This window comes from Micromonospora sp. NBC_01638 (assembly GCF_045209745.1).
GTDB lineage: Bacteria > Actinomycetota > Actinomycetes > Mycobacteriales > Micromonosporaceae > Micromonospora.
In genome coordinates, this window is sequence record NZ_CP109273.1 from 6112416 (window position 1) to 6127497 (window position 15082).

General features: G+C 68.3%; 11 protein-coding genes and 1 pseudogene. 7 read left to right on the plus strand and 5 right to left on the minus strand.

The window, feature by feature from the left end:
• Nucleotides 1–21: 21 nt before the first annotated feature.
• The 3 genes from OG811_RS28665 to argH are packed head-to-tail and all read right to left on the minus strand — an operon-like array spanning nucleotide 22 to nucleotide 3720.
• Nucleotides 22–966 carry a methionyl-tRNA formyltransferase gene (locus tag OG811_RS28665; RefSeq protein ID WP_406070173.1) on the minus strand — a complete coding sequence of 315 codons (945 nt, stop codon included), beginning with the start codon at nucleotides 964–966 and terminating at the stop codon, nucleotides 22–24.
• Between the two features lie 22 nt (nucleotides 967–988).
• On the minus strand, nucleotides 989–2170 hold the full coding sequence (locus OG811_RS28670; protein ID WP_406070174.1) for an argininosuccinate synthase: 1182 nt from the start codon (nucleotides 2168–2170) through the stop codon (nucleotides 989–991).
• The gene (argH, locus tag OG811_RS28675; RefSeq protein ID WP_406070176.1) at nucleotides 2167–3720 is read right to left on the minus strand and encodes an argininosuccinate lyase; all 1554 of its coding nucleotides are present in this window, start codon (nucleotides 3718–3720) and stop codon (nucleotides 2167–2169) included. The genes OG811_RS28670 and argH overlap by 4 nt, the downstream gene beginning before the upstream one ends.
• A gap of 736 nt (nucleotides 3721–4456) precedes the next feature.
• Between argH and OG811_RS28680 the strand changes: the two genes are divergently transcribed.
• The 4 genes from OG811_RS28680 (at nucleotide 4457) to OG811_RS28695 (ending at nucleotide 9142) form a co-directional block, all read left to right on the plus strand.
• The gene (locus OG811_RS28680; protein ID WP_406070178.1) at nucleotides 4457–5389 is read left to right on the plus strand and encodes an enoyl-CoA hydratase/isomerase family protein; all 933 of its coding nucleotides are present in this window, start codon (nucleotides 4457–4459) and stop codon (nucleotides 5387–5389) included.
• Nucleotides 5390–5579: 190 nt separating this feature from the next.
• A complete protein-coding gene (locus OG811_RS28685) occupies nucleotides 5580–6845 on the plus strand; it encodes an asparagine synthase-related protein (RefSeq protein WP_406070179.1) in 1266 nt (421 codons plus the stop codon).
• 55 nt (nucleotides 6846–6900) lie between these two features.
• On the plus strand, nucleotides 6901–7719 hold the full coding sequence (locus OG811_RS28690; protein WP_406070181.1) for a TauD/TfdA dioxygenase family protein: 819 nt from the start codon (nucleotides 6901–6903) through the stop codon (nucleotides 7717–7719).
• A complete protein-coding gene (locus OG811_RS28695) occupies nucleotides 7709–9142 on the plus strand; it encodes a class I adenylate-forming enzyme family protein (protein ID WP_406070182.1) in 1434 nt (477 codons plus the stop codon). Before OG811_RS28690 ends, OG811_RS28695 begins: the two co-directional genes overlap by 11 nt.
• Nucleotides 9143–9153: 11 nt before the next feature.
• On the opposite strand, the gene OG811_RS28700 is transcribed toward OG811_RS28695, so the two are convergent.
• Complete coding sequence (locus tag OG811_RS28700) at nucleotides 9154–9750, minus strand: helix-turn-helix domain-containing protein (RefSeq protein ID WP_406070184.1); 597 nt, start codon at nucleotides 9748–9750, stop codon at nucleotides 9154–9156.
• 75 nt (nucleotides 9751–9825) lie between these two features.
• Here OG811_RS28700 and OG811_RS28705 point away from each other — a divergent pair, with 75 nt between their 5' ends.
• Nucleotides 9826–11400 (plus strand): FAD-dependent oxidoreductase, encoded by a 1575-nt coding sequence (locus OG811_RS28705; protein ID WP_406070185.1) that lies wholly within the window; start codon nucleotides 9826–9828, stop codon nucleotides 11398–11400.
• A gap of 238 nt (nucleotides 11401–11638) precedes the next feature.
• Nucleotides 11639–13273 carry a hypothetical protein gene (locus tag OG811_RS28710; protein WP_406070187.1) on the plus strand — a complete coding sequence of 545 codons (1635 nt, stop codon included), beginning with the start codon at nucleotides 11639–11641 and terminating at the stop codon, nucleotides 13271–13273.
• A gap of 79 nt (nucleotides 13274–13352) precedes the next feature.
• On the opposite strand, the gene OG811_RS28715 is transcribed toward OG811_RS28710, so the two are convergent.
• The gene (locus OG811_RS28715; protein ID WP_406070189.1) at nucleotides 13353–13826 is read right to left on the minus strand and encodes a hypothetical protein; all 474 of its coding nucleotides are present in this window, start codon (nucleotides 13824–13826) and stop codon (nucleotides 13353–13355) included.
• A 227-nt stretch (nucleotides 13827–14053) separates the two neighbouring features.
• Between OG811_RS28715 and OG811_RS28720 the strand changes: the two are divergent.
• Nucleotides 14054–15013: pseudogene (locus OG811_RS28720) on the plus strand (dihydrolipoyl dehydrogenase family protein); the annotation flags it as partial.
• Nucleotides 15014–15082 lie beyond the last annotated feature (69 nt).

Below are 15082 nucleotides of genomic sequence, written 5' to 3' on the forward strand. Positions count from 1 at the left end.
CTTGAATTGTCGGTGGCCGGATCAGTGCGACGTCAGATAACCCCCCATGGATGTGAAGTAGGCGCGCGCCGGGACCTGCGTACCATCCTCGGTGCGCACCTGCAGGATTCTCAGCCCCTGCTCACGTCCGGTGTGGGCCTCCGGTCCGCACACCACGACGACGCCCTCGTCCTCGGGGCAGAAGATTCGGCCCGGGGTCCCCCCGTAGCGCTTGTGTGATACGGCCGCGGAGGTCACTCGCAGCCGCACGCCGTTGTGGTAAGCAAAGGCGTTCGGGTAGGGATCGCTCTGGGCCCGGATCAGATTGGCCAACCGGTCGGCCGGCCACGTCCAGTGGATTCGGCTGTCCTCCACCGATCGCTTGTGGAAGAACGTCGCCTGGGCAGGATCCTGACTGATCCACTGCCCGGTGCCACTCTCGATGAGGTCCAGCGCCGACAGGGTGATTTCCGGGAAGATCTCGATGGTGCGCTCGAACAGGTCCGTCACAGTGTCCTTGTCGCCTACCTCGACCCGTCGCTGCAACACGATGTCGCCGAGGTCGAAATCATCGTTCATGAAGTGAACGGTGACTCCGACCTCGCGTTCACCGTTGACCATCGCCCAGTTGAGCGGGGCGAAACCGCCGTAGCGGGGCAGCAGGGCGTCGTGGACGTTGATCGCCCCGTGCCGCGCCAGGCGGTATACGGCAGGCGCAAGCCAGGTACGCCAGTCCGACGATACGATGATGTCCGGAGCCAGCTCCCGCAGCCGTACGGCGACCTCGTCGTCATTGGCGTACTGACGGACCAGGACCGGCAGGTCGTGCTTCTCGGCCAGGTCGATCACCGAGTCGTTCCAGATGGTTTCGTACTCGTGTCCGCTGTCGGGATGGGTGATGACCTGCACCACGTCGTGGCGGGAGTCGATCAGCGCCTGCAGCACTCGATGCCCCCACGTCTGGTAACCCATGAACACTACTCGCACGGGTGTCGCTCCTCTCTGGTTCTCAGGCCCGGTGGCCGGCGGTCAGCGGCAGCGACCACACATAGGCGAAGCCGGCACCCGCCTGATGGTCGAACTGGTCGCCGGCTTCGTAGGTGGCCATCGCCCGGCTGTAGCGGGAGTGCGGCGACGATCGGCTGACCACCGTGCAGCCACCCTTGAACATGTCCACGGCGATCTCGCCGGTCACCGCCGGCTGAAGTGTGGCCACGAATCCGTCGAGCGCCCGGCGCAGATCGCTGAACCAGTACCCGTAGTAGACAAGCTCGGCGTAACGCAGGGCGATGGACTGCTTGTGGTGCAGGGTTTCGCGGTCCAGTACCAGCGACTCCAACTCCGCGTGTGCCGCCATGAGCACGGTTGCCGCTGGCGCCTCATAGATGCCCCGGGTCTTGAATCCGACGATTCGGCTCTCAGTGATGTCGATCCGACCGATGCCGTGCGGCGCTGCGAGAGCGTTGAGGCGTCCGACCAGAGCACTCAGACCCAGCGATTCACCGTCGAGGCTCACCGGGACGCCCCCGGTGAAGCCGAGCCGCACCCGGGTCGGTTCGTCCGGGGCTCGGCGAGGATCGCGGGTCAACTGCCACGCGTCGGCCGGGGGCGGCTGGGTGACGTCGTCGAGCTCGCCACACTCGATACTGGTTCCCCACACGTTGGTGTCGATGCTGTATGGCTTTTCCTTGCCGACCGGCACCGGGATGCCGTGCTTGTCGGCGTAAGCCAGCTCGTCCTCGCGGGTCTTCAACTCCCAGTCGATCACCGGTGCGAGCACCTTCAGCGACGGATCGAGCGCCGCCACACTGGTGAAGAAGCGCACCTGGTCGTTGCCCTTACCCGTGGCGCCGTGCGCGACCGCGTCCGCGCCGACGGCGTGCGCGATCTCGACCATTCGCTGTGCGATCAGGGGTCGGGACAACGGTGCGGCCAGCAGGTACTTGTTCTCGTACCGGGCGTGTGCCTGCAGGGCGGGCATCGCGAAGTCGTTCAGAAATCGATCAGTCAACGGTTCTGCCCACATCTCGGACGCGCCGGTCCGCAGGGCGCGTTCTCGCACGTCCGGTACGGATTCGAGCTGTCCGATGTCGGCGCAGAAGGCAATCACCTCGGCGTCGTACCGGTCGCGCAGCCAGTGCAGCGCCACCGAGGTGTCCAGGCCACCGGAATAGGCGAGAACGATCTTCATGACTGCTCCTGTCCAGCACGGTCGTGCGCGAGTTCGTCGAGGACGGCGGCGAGGGCCTTGTCGATCGCGGCGCCGGCCGCCACTTCGTCGGCGCAGCGCAGCGTCGCGGCGCGGGCTGCGGCGAGGCCGTCGCGACGGGCACGGATCCAGGTACGGTGTGCGGTGGAACTGGCGTGCAGATCCGCTGCGACGTCCATCACGCTGGCGGCGGATGTGCCACCGCCACTGGTGTAGCCGTTCATGGCGTTCAGCGGCGCAAGCAGGTCACGGAGCACGTTCACTTCGACCAGATGGCCCTCGTCGGCCAGCACCGACGAGACCAGCTCGAGGTCGCGCAGCGTCGCCTGCCGGCTGATCAGCTGGCCGACCACTTTGCCGACGACGTGATGCGACTGGCGGAACGACACCCCGGCCGCCGATACGAGATAGTTGGCCAGTTCTGTGGCGGTGGAGAAGTTGTCCCAGCACAGATCCTCGCCGCGCTGTGGATCGAAGCGGAGAGTACGAGCCTGGCTCTCCACCACGCGCAGGGTGGACAGGTACGAGTCGATGCTCTGCCACAGGAACGGCTTGTCCTCCTGCAGGTCGCAGCTGTACCCGAGAGTGACACCTTTGACCGCTGTCAGCAGTTGCACCAGCACGCCGGTGGCCCGGCCCGACCGTCCGCGTACCAGCTCGGCGACCACAGGGTTCTTCTTCTGCGGCATGATGGAGCTGCCTGTGGTGAAGGCGTCCCCGACCTCGCAGAGCCGGTATTCGTGACCGCTCCACATGACGATTTCCTCGGCCATGCGGGACAGGTTGTTGCTGCCGAGGGCGAAGACCGCGGCCGCTTCGATCATGTGGTCGCGGGCGCTGGTGGCGTCCAGGGCGTGGCTGAGCACCCGATCGAAACCCAGGAGCTGGGCGGTGGCATCGCGGTCGAGCGGGAACGAGGTGCCGGCGAGCGCGCAGGCGCCCAGCGGCGACTCGTTGACCCGGCTGAAGGCGTCCCGCAGGCGGCGCACATCACGCAGAAGCGCGCTGGCGTGTGCGGTCCGCCAGAAGGCAACGCTGATCGGCTGAGCGGCCTGGCTGTGGGTGTACCCCGGCAGCACCGTGCGGAAATCCTGATCGGTGAGGTGCGTCAGGCGATCGATCAGGTCGAGGTTGGCGTCGATCGCCTCAAGCAGGACATCGCGAAGGTACATCCGGGCATCGGTGGACACCTGGTCGTTGCGGGACCGGGCCGTGTGCATCCGGCCACCGACGTCCAGCCCCAACTCCTCGATGACCATCTGCTCGATGTTGAGGTGGACGTCCTCGTACTCGGCCCGCAGCGTGAGCGCACCGTCTCGATGTTGTTGGTCCAACCTCACCAGGGTCGTGATGATGGATCGCGCTGCGTCCTTGAGGATGATGCCCTGACGAGCCAGCAGCAGGACGTGCGCGATGTTTTGCCACAGGTCGTGCGGGATCAGCCGAACGTCGATGTCGACAGTGAGCGTGTAGTCGAGTACCTCGGGTGTGATGTCTTCCTCGAAGCGACCACCCCAGAGCTTCTGGGTCATCGGACACGCCTTTCTGGGCCCGTCGGGACCTCTGTCGCAACGCCATGGCAGTGGTTTTTGCGCAGGCGTCGTCCATTCCACGGCCAATTGAGCGCAGAATTGTCGAACCGGTATGTTTTATTGTGGTGAGACAGCCGCCCACCGGGTCAGTGCGAGATTGATTGCAGAAAGACCAGGGGTCGGCGACGCAGGCGACCAGAAATGCCGGAATATCGCAAGGAAGTCGAGTCGGATGCTTATCCCATCACGACGATCCCCGGAAAGTCGGCGGTTTCTGTTTGCCGCAACCCCGACCTGCGATGGGTCAACCTTCCACGGAGCCGGCTGAAACCCCGAGACCCAGCGGCGGCCGATGCGGGCAAATGCGCCGACAGGAGTCGCGCTTTCGTCGAGCTGAGCACTGTTTGTCTGATTTCCAACACCCCGTGTGTCGTCTCGTGTCGCTGACCTGCTGATTCGCCTTGACCTCAACCCGGAGGCGAGGGCACCGACCGTCCACTGTGCGATCACCGTATGTCATGAGCCGATGGAGCGGATGCCCCTTCTCGCCATCTGGGAGCGATTGTCGGTGCGGCGATCACGACATCCCCGTCGGCCAGCGGTAATTGATCAAAATATGTGCCGGCCAAGCGGCGGCAAGCCAGGACGAACAGGCGGCCGCCCGGAATGCCGGCTATTGACAATGACCGTCATGATCCGCAAGATGAGGGTTATCTGGACAAGATCGGCGTAATGATTGCCCTTCGTTGTCACCAACCGCGTTCCTGTCGTACTGTGCTTGACGATCCCGCCGCTTTTCGCCGTACGCCGGCGCGTCTTGAGCTGTCCGGGCCGGCCCTTGCGGGCATCGAAACGCCGGGAGCGACACCAACCAGTCGGGAGAACGAAGCGAATGTCATCGGAATTGAGCACGCAGACCTATTTCAGCCTCGAGGTCTCCGAGGGCGTGGCCGTGGTGGAGTTTTCCGAGGGCCACCGGCACAACATGTGGTCGATGCCGCGGATGCGGGCGCTGACCGAGACGGTTCGCGAGCTCGACGACCCGGACATCCGTTCGGTCGTGCTGTTCAGCGGCGTCGACCGGTCCTTCGGCGTAGGGGGTGACTTCCACGAGACGTCGACGTTCCGAGGCGGCGACGAGGTTGATGAGTGGATCGATCACATCACTGACCTGTACATCGCCTGTCTACAGCTGAACTGCCCGCTGGTGGTGGCGATCGACGGCTTCGCGATCGGTATCGGCCTGCAGATCGCACTCACCGCGGACTACCGGGTGGGCAGCGACCGGTGCGTGCTGAAGATGCCGGAATTCCAGGTGGGCATCGCCTGCACCTTCGGTGGATACATGCTCGAGCGGACAGTGGGCCGCAGCGTCATGCAGCAGATGCTGATGTCCAGCGGGGACTGGCCGGCCACGCGAAGCCTGCAGGACAAGTTGCTACACGATGTCGTCCCGGTGGATCGACTGCTGTCGGCTGCCGTCCAGCGAGCTCGGTCCTTCGCGGCATACCCGGCGGCCGGTTTCCGAAGCACCAAACCGTACCTGAACAGCGGATTCATCGACGGACTCGAGCAGCTTCGAGTCATCGGCAAGCAGGCGCACCGCACGGCGTTCGCCGCCGGGGAGGCGCAGCGCAACATGCGACAGGTCATCGACGGCAGTCGGTGACGCTGCAGACCCTCGACGCGGAAGGAACACCATCATGGCGGCCAGCAGGTGGGCGGCAGTCGGAAACTGTGATCTGACCCCTTTGGAGCGGATAAGGGCCGCTGTCCACATCGGTGACCTCAGAGTTCACACCAGCGGGTTGGCGGGTGACAGCCCCCGCACCACACCGTTCCAGATCGATGTGCGGAAGATGTCCGCAGAGCCCGCGGACGGCGGTGCCCCACCCGACACAACCGCCGCGGCACGAATACTCATCTACGAGGACCGCATCGTCGTGCAGACCTCAGCGCTGAACGAGGATGCCGTATACCTGGCTTTCAACCGATCCCAGGGCAAGCTGGCCTACTTCACGGACCTGTTCCTGGCTCCGCTGATCCTGCCCGCTCTCGGTCTGCCCGTCGAGGTCCGCCCGGAAGGACCTCAGCCGCAGAGCGACGAGACCGCCCTGCTGCACGTCAGCCGGATACCGTTCAATGCGGTGCAGGAGAGCAGACGGCTGCGCAACGGGTGGACCCTACGCACCACCCTGGCCGACGATCCGTTGCGGCACCTGCGTCGTCCCGGGCGTACCGACGCGCTGGAAGCAGGAGAGGCTCAGGTCAGCGCCCTGCAGGAGCAGATCCAGGCCGTGGCCCGGAACCGGCCGCTCGACCGTTTCGCGACCCTCCTGTCAGGCGGCATCGACTCCGGGACGGTCACCTTGCTCGCCGCCGCCGAAGGACTCGCGCTGACGCCGTACAGCGCCGGTACTCCCTGGGGCGACGAGTTCGACGACGCTGCAGAACTGGGCGACCGCCTTGGTCTCTCCGTGCACCGGATCGATCTGTCCGAGGAACGCATCATGGCTGCGGTCCCGCAGGCCATCCGAGGACTGGGTGTGACGGAGCCTGAGGTGGTGGAGGTCGCGCTGACCGCCACGGCGCTGTACGCCGGGACCGAGATCCCGCGCGACGAGGTGTTGCTGACCGGATACGGGAGCGATCTCATCAATGCCGGCATCTACCGTCCGTTCAGAACGCCGGACGAGCTGATCGATCAGACGATCGCGGCCATCCACCAGACCCGGTTCACCAACGAACTGTCCAGCCGGCTGCCGTTGGCGCACGGCCGGGAAGTTCATCACCCGTTCTGGGCATGGCCGGTGATCCAGGTCGCCCTGGACACCGCGCCGGACTGCAAGGTGCGTAACGGGAGGGAGAAGTACCACCTCCGCCGGGCCATGAGCCGACGGGTGTCGCACGACATCGCCTGGCGTCGCAAGATCGCCGTTCATCACGGCGGCGGTCTGCAGCGAGGAGTCGTGAAGCGACTCGAGACGGACGCCCCCGGCACCGACCGGGCCGCGATCTACCGGGCCTGTTTCCGGGAACTGGTGAACCTGGCGCAGGAAGGCTCGATCGACGACTGGGACCCGCGGCAGGTGTACGACCGCAGCATCGCCAACGCCCAGCGCTGACCACCCCTGCTCGCAGCAGCCGAACCACCCACATCCCAGTGCCAAGTCTCAGGAGATGACCTTGAGCCTCACCCCATCAGGCCTCGGGCTTGTACTCGATCCCACCGCAGCGGACGATCTGGCGAGCGCATGCCGCACCGCCGCGACCCGTACCGGTGCGGCCCTCGCACGAGGTCTCGATCTTGACGAACCAGCTTTTCAGCGATTGGTGCACGAGCTCGGCGACACCGTGCAGCACAAGTTCGGCGAGGGCCGGGCCGACCTGCTCAAGTTGAACGCCTCGGCAGACGAGGGAAAAGTGGTCACCGGGCGCGGCCCGCTCCCGCTGCACACCGACGGCATCCTGGTAGGGGAGCAGACAGATCTGATCGTCCTTTACGCCAGCGAGTTCCGCGACGAGCCCGGATCCGGGGAAACGACCGTCTGCGACCAGTTGGCGGCGTGGGCCGAGATGCCGGACGACCTGCGGGAGACGATCGAGAACGTAGGGCTGGAGTATCTGGTCGAGGATCGAGGCTACTTCCCGACGGTCCCGGACAACTGGTACGAGATCCCCACCGTCCGCGACTACGGCCGGATCCGATCGCTGAACCTGACGTTGCCGTTCCCCGCTGACACCAACCGTGGATGGCAGGTACGGGTCAAAGGTGGCGACCAAACCACCACAGATCACTTCTTCACCCAGCTCAGTGACTTCCTGCACCGCCCCCGATTCCTCTACCAGCACCGATGGCAGGTCGGCGACCTTCTCGTGATCGACAACCAGCGCACCCTGCACGGCCGCACGGCGATCGGCGCCGAAGGGGTACGGCTGCTCCTGCGCGGACAGGTCACTCTGGACGCGACACGCCAGGACAACCTGCATGCTGTATGAGGCGTTCCAGGAAGTGGCTCGGACCCGCGCAGGCGCGGTGGCCGTGCAAGCTGTCGACGGCGAGGAGCTCACGTATGCCCGGCTGAGTGACCTCGTCGACCGGGCATCCGCCCGCCTGCTCCGCGTCGGGGTGCAGCCCGGCCACTTTGTCGCCACCCGTCTGCACAACGGCCCCGGGTACATCGCGATTATCCTCGCTCTAGCTCGGCTCGGCGCAGTGCACCTGCCGATCAGTGTGCAATCGGACCGGGAACGGCTTCGCTGGTCGCTGGCCCAGGTCCCGGTACGATTCCTGATCCGGGAGCAGCACGACGACCTGCTCGACGCCACAGTCGACACCCTCGGAGTCGACACGCTCTTCGCTGAGCCCGCCCCGCGCGTTGTCGAGGCGCTGCTGGCCAGGGCTCGGTCCGGCGTCTTCCGGTTGCTGGAGACCACCGGATCCACCGGTGTCCCCAAGCTTGTCGCCTGGCGTCAGGAGGACCTGCTGGCCGATCGGCGGCAGTGGCTGTCCTACCTCAAGGTGACCCCTGAGGACGTCTTCCTGACCATGCATCCATTGGATGTAGCCCATGGCGTCGATGTGCACATGTTTCCGGCGCTCCTGGCCGGAGCCCGGCTCGTGCTGTCCGACCCTGCCGCGCCGCCGGACCAGCTACTGAGCACTCTCGCTGATTCGGGCGCGACGATTTTCAGTGCCTTGCCGCGCCACTACCAGCTTCTGACCGGGACAGGATCAACCGCCCTGCCGTTGCTGCGGCTTCCGCTCTGCGGCGGGGCCTATCTCAGCCCGGAGGTGATCAAGCAGGCTCGCCAGCACCTCGGGATCCAGATCCGTCGCATCTACGGGTCCACGGAGTTCGGCATCGTCCTGGGCAACCTGGACGACGTCGCGCAGGAGTCCCGCGGCATGTATCCGCTGCCGGCAGTTGAGGTCGCGCTGGAGCCGCTCTCGGCGCAGACCCCGATGCTCGGCGAGATCCTGGCCCGTTCGCCGCACACCAGCATCGGATACGAGGGCAATCCGGCCGAGACGGCACGGGCATTCCGGGCCGGCTGGTACCGGACCGGAGACGTGGGCGAGCAGACGGAATCCGGCGAGTACCGCGTCCTGGGCCGAGTCGCCGACGTCTTGAGCACCACGTCGGGACGACTGATCTTCGCACCCCAACTCGAAGGCGTTCTCCAAGCCGACGAAGCAGTCCGTGAGGCAGCGGTCCTGCCATCATCGACCGATGACGGATCAGCTCCGCTGGTGGTGGTGACGCCGGCCGACGGAGCCGAGGCACTGAACGTGGCCACCACGGTCAGCCGCCTCCTGCGTGACCACGGTTTGGCTGACCGCGTACAGGTGGTCGACGAGCTTCCGCACACCCCGGTCGGAAAGCTCGACAAACCAGCCATCCTGCGCAGGTGGGGCTGATCCCGTGTTGATCACCGTTGCTTGTCGGGCGCGGCGGGGCGGGCCCGGACGTGCAGCCGCTCCCCCTGCGGTCCGAAGATGCTGAGGGCCTCGGCGGTGCCGGGGCCGGGGTTGCGGACGAGGTGCGGGATGCGGGTGTCGAACTCGGCCACCTCGCCCGGGGTGAGCGTCAGGTCGTGCTCGCCGAGCAGCAGGCGTAGCCGGCCGGACAGCACGTAGAGCCACTCGTACCCCTCGTGGGTCTGCGGGGTTCGCTCCCCGGCGGACGGGTCCGGCGGAATGATCTGTTTGAACGCCTGCAGGCCGCCGGGTCGGCGGGTCAGCGGCAGGAACGTGATGCCGTGGATGACGATCGGTTTGGGACGTACCCGAGGATCGCCGGTGGCCGCGGCCTCGACCAGTTCGTCCAGCGCCACCTGGTAGGCCCGGGCCAGCGGGAGCAGCAGCTCCAGGGTGGGCCGGCGGCTGCCGGATTCCAGCCGCGAGAGGGTGCTCACCGAGATGCCGGTCAGCTCAGCGAGCTGGGTGAGCGTGGTCCCTCGCTGGTGGCGCAGGGCGCGTAGCCGGGGGCCGACGGCCGCCAGCGCGGCGCTGTCCTCGTTTGCCATAACGGCAAGGATAGTTGCTACCTGGCCGGCAGCGACGGATGGTGGGCTCAGCCGACAAGTCAGAGGGAGAGACCGGTGGACGAGACATACGACGTGGTGGTGGTGGGCGGCGGCGCCGCGGGGCTCAGCGGAGCCCTGGCGCTGGCCCGGGCCCGACGGTCGGTGCTGGTGATCGACTCCGGCGAGCCACGCAACGCTCCGGCCGACCAGGTGCACAACTACCTGGGCCGGGAGGGGACGCCGCCGGGCGAGCTGGTCGCGGTCGGGCGAGCTGAGGTTGCCGGGTACGGCGGGCAGTTCCGCACCGGGCGGGTGCAGGCAACGACCCGGGACGACGACGGGTTCCGGCTCAGCCTCGAGGACGGGGGCTCGGTGCGGGCCCGACGACTGTTGGTGGCCACCGGGCTGACCGACGAGCTGCCCGACGTACCCGGTCTGGCACAGCGGTGGGGCCGCGAGGTGCTGCACTGCCCGTACTGCCACGGCTGGGAGGTCCAGGACCGGCGGATCGGCGTGCTGGCCACCGGGCCGCTGGCCGTGCACCAGGCCGAGATGTGGCGACAGTGGAGCTCCCACGTGTTGCTCCTGCTGCACGACGTCCCCACGCCGGACGAGGAGACCGCCGAACGGCTCGCCGCCCGGGGCATCGCGGTGGTGCCGGGTCCGGTCGCCGAGGTCGAAGTGACCGGGGACGCGCTGACCGGCGTACGGCTGGCCGACGGCCGGGTGGTGGCGCTGGACGCGATCGTGGTGGCGACGCGGCTGACGCCGCGTGCCGATCTGCTGGCGGGGCTGGATCTGGCCCCGGAGGAGGTGACGATGGGTGAGCACGTGATCGGAGCCCAGATCCCGGCCGACGCCACCGGCGCGACGACCATCCCCGGTGTCTGGGTGGCCGGCAACCTGGCCGACCTCCGCGGCCAGGTCATCACGTCCGCCGCGGCTGGCCTGACCGCGGGGGCGGCGATCAACGCCGACCTCATCACCGAGGAGACCCGCGCGGCGGTGACCGCGTACCGGCAGTTGGTGGCCACGGCGTTCGAGCAGCCGGCGTGGGAGGAGCGTTACCAGTCCCGGCCCTCGGTGTGGAGTGGCCGGCCGAACCCGCAGCTGGTCACCGAGGCCGCCGACCTGAGCCCGGGGCACGCGCTGGACGTGGGTAGCGGGGAGGGCGCCGACGCGGTGTGGCTGGCCGAACGCGGCTGGCGGGTGACAGCGGCGGACATCTCCACCACCGCGCTGGGCCGGGCCGCCGCCCACGCCGACACCGCGCAGGTCGGCGACCGGATCGAGTTCACGCACGCCGACCTGCGCGAAAAGCCTCCGGCCGAGGAGACGTACGACCTGGTTTCCGCGCAGTTCATGCACCTGCCCCCGGTGCAGCGGCGGGAGTTGTTCGCCCGGCTGGCCGCGGCGGTGGCGCCGGGCGGGGTCCTGCTGATCGTCGGGCACCACCCGTCGGATCTGTGGACGTCGGCGCATCGGCTGCACATGCCGGACATGATGTACACCGCCGAGGATGTGGCGGCCTCCCTGGACCCGGCCCGCTGGGAGGTGCTGGCCGCCGAGGCCCGCCCCCGTCCAGCCACCGACCCGAACGGCCAGGACATCACTCTCCACGACGCGGTCCTCGTAGCTCGCCGCCGCTGATCAGCGACCCGCGCCGATCATGGAGTTGTGGTGGGTGACGAAGGTGGCGGATCACCACCTTCCCGGCACCACACGTCCATGGTCGACGCGGGAACGGGGTGACAGGGCGGGGCGGGATGAGAGGTGGTGGGGCGGGACTTCGCATGAGGTCGGCTCGGCGGTAGCGTTGCGCCACACTGACGGCCCGCGGGGCAGGCGATCGCCGGCCCTGACGCCCCGATCGTACGGAGGATGGCGCATGTCCATCGGCGCTGAGCCGCACGCAGTACGCGACGATGCGGCCTCGCGGCCGAGCTTCGAGCTCGCCCTGCGCGGCTACGACAAACGTCAGGTGGACCGGCACCTGGAGCAACTCGACGGTCAGATCACGATGCTGAGCGGGGAGCACGGGCGTTCCGCCGTCCGGGTCCGCGAGCTGACGGCCGAGGTGCAGCGGCTGCGTGCCGAACTGGCCGAACTGCAGGAGCAACCAGTGCAGGTGGACCGCGCTTCGTTTCACGATCTGGGCCCGATGGTCGGCGAGATCATGGCGCTCGCCGAGAAGCAGGCCAACATGATCACCGAATCGGCCGCCGACCGGGCGAACGAGCTGCGCAGCGAGTCGGAGCGGATCATCGCCGACACCCGTGAACGGGCCGCGCAGGCACGCCAGGACCTGTCGGAGGAGCTGGCGGCCCGACGGGCCGAGCAGGAGCAGGCGCACGAGGAGCGGCGCACCCACGCCGAGGCCGAGTTGACCGCGATCCGCGAGCACGCCGAGCAGTTGCGCGCCGACGGTGAGGCCGCGCACGAGCGCGCCCAGCACGAAGCGAAGCGGATCACCGAGCAGAGCGCGCAGCAGCTCAACCAGACCCGGGTCGCCGCCGACGCGCTGATGAAGTCGGCCCGTACCCAGATCCAGCAGGAGCTCCAGTCGGCCCGCTCCAAGAACCAGCAGGAGATGGCCCAGTGGCAGGCCAACGTGGAGCGGGAGGTCAACGAGCGGCGGACCGCCGCCGAGCAGGAGATCGCCGAGCAGCAGGCCGCCGCTGAGCAGGAGCTGGACGAGCAGCGCAGCACGACCGAGCAGCAGATCGCCGCACTGCTCGCCGAGGCGCAGCAGCACGTGACCGAGCTGCGCAACCGCGCCGACGAGCAGGCCGCCAGCCACCAGGAGCAGCTGACCGTCCTGCAGCAGGAGCTTGCGGAGCGCCGGCAGGAGGCCGCCCAGCTGAACGCCGAGCTGGACACTGCTCGCCAGCAGCTCGCCGAGGTCCGCCAGGAGGGCGAGACGCTGGAGGACGAGCTGTCGAAGATGCAGCAGCGGCTCAGCGAGGTTCGCCGCGACCTCACCGCCGAAAACACCCGGCTGGACGAGGCCCGACGGGCCGGGGACTCCGCCGAGCGGCACGCCAAGGAGGTCCGCGCCCGCGTGCAGCGGGAGGCGAAGCGGGTGGCCGACCTCGCCGCCGCCGCGGTCATGGCCGCGGCAGCCGGCGGTTCGGAGACCGCCGAGTACCCGATGGTGGGTGCCCGTTCCAGCGCCGATCGACCCGCTCCCGACCGGTACCACGCCGACCGGACCGGTGGTGCGCGGACCGAGGTCGACCGGCCCGCCGACGACCAGTCCGCCACCGACCAGCCCAGCGCTGGCCAGTCCGCTGCCGAGCAGTCTGGTGGCGACCAGAGCGGTGGCGACCAGAGCGGTGGTCAGCGCTCCAGCGGACCGACCACCCTGGACGAGCCGGTGACCGCGTCTGGCGATCGGACGGCCACCCCGGACGAGCCGGCCGTTGAGGCCGAGCGGATCTTCACCCGACCGGACGCCCCGACGCCCGTGCCGTTCCTGGCCTTCGGGCAGCCGGTCAGCGAGAACGGCGCCGGCCGACACTGACCTCCGCAGCGGTTGACCCGGGTCCGGAGCGACGGGCCCGGGACGACCGCCCGGTTGCCGTTTTCAAAACCTCAGCCACTCAAGAACGAGGCTGGGCCGGCCGAGCGAGATAACTCTGCAACTCGGCGACCTCCTTGTCCGTAAGGACGGGGGTGAAGTCGAGGCACTCGCTGGGGTAGATGGCTGTGCCGGAGTCGGCCACCGTGACGAACCAGGCCCCCTCGTGGCCGAACCAGTGCGCCTGTCCGACAACACCAAGGTCGACGACGTCGTCCGGATCGGTGGACTCGCCTGCCGAGACGATCCGCACCCACTGCCCGTCGCGCCCGTACGGCGGCTGCGGGATCACCACGTCCAGGTCCTCCCCGGCGATCCGATCCGCCGGCACGCCGAACAGGCGAGCCGCACCCTCGCGTGCCGCCCTGCGCACCTCCCTCATGCTGCCGGTGGTGCAAACCAGCACCTCCCCTTCAGGTCCTTCGACCAGCACCGCATAGGAGCGGTCCGGCTCATGGCGGACCCGTGCACGGAACTGAAGCGGAATGTCAGCCATCCACCGATGATCCCTCACTGGGCTCGTCGCGTGTGTCGCCGACGTCCCGGGGATCGCCGCCACAATCGCGTCAGCGGCACTCGAACGACAGCCCATCGGCGGCCGTTGACCTCGGGCGATTCTGTGCGGAACCGGGTCGCCGGTCGGGTCGGAGCTGGCAGGCTGGGCAGGCCGCCGCGCACCAGCGGCGGCCGCCGGCCCGGCCCGGTGACCGAGAGGAGCGCCCGGTGACCGACCGACCGGAGGAGTTCGACCTGCTCGTCGTGGGCGGCGGCAAGGCCGGAAAGACGTTGAGCATGGACGTCGCCCGGTCCGGGCAGCGGGTCGCCATGGTCGAGCGCGGCATGATCGGTGGCAGCTGCATCAACGTCGCGTGCATCCCGACGAAGGCGCTGGTGACCAGCGCGAGGGCGGCACGTCACCTGCGTGACGCGTCCGCACTCGGCCTGGTGGTCGAGGGCGGCCGGGTCGACGTGGACCTGTTGCGCGCGCACAAGCAGTACGTCGTCGAGGGGATGGTGGCCGCCAACCGGCAGCAGTTCCTCGACTCCGGCCTGCACCTGGTGATCGGCCAGGCCCGGTTCGTCGGCCCGCGGACCGTTCGGGTGTCGCTCGCCGACGGCGGTGAGCGGCTGCTACGCGGCACCGACGTCGTGATCAACACCGGCACCCGCCCGCACCTGCCGACGGTGCCCGGGATGGCCGAGGCCGGGGTGCTGACCAGCGACACGCTGCTGCGCCTGGACCGGCTGCCGGCCCGGCTGGTGGTGCTCGGCGGCGGCACCGTCGGGGTGGAGTTCGCGCAGATGTTCGCGTCGTTCGGCAGCACGGTGACGCTGATCGAGGGCGGCCCTCGACTGCTCACCCGCGAGGATCCCGACGTGAGCGACGCGGTGATGCGCGTCTTCCTCGACGATGGCATCGACGTACGGGTGGGTGTCGCGGTCGCGCGGGTCGACCGTGACGTCGACGGCATGCTCCGGGTGACCCTGGACGACGGCAGTCTGGTGACCGGGGACGACGTGCTGGTGGCAGCCGGTCGGGCACCGGTCACCGATGGGCTTGGCCTGGACGCGGCCGGCGTACGGCTCAACGACCGTGGCTTCGTGGTGGTCGACGAGCACCTGCGCACCACCGCCGAACGGACCTGGGCTGCCGGAGATGTCGCCGGTAGCCCGCAGTTCACCCATGTCTCGCTGGACGACTACCGGATCATCCGGGCGAACCTCGCTGGCGGACAACGCAGCACCGCCGAC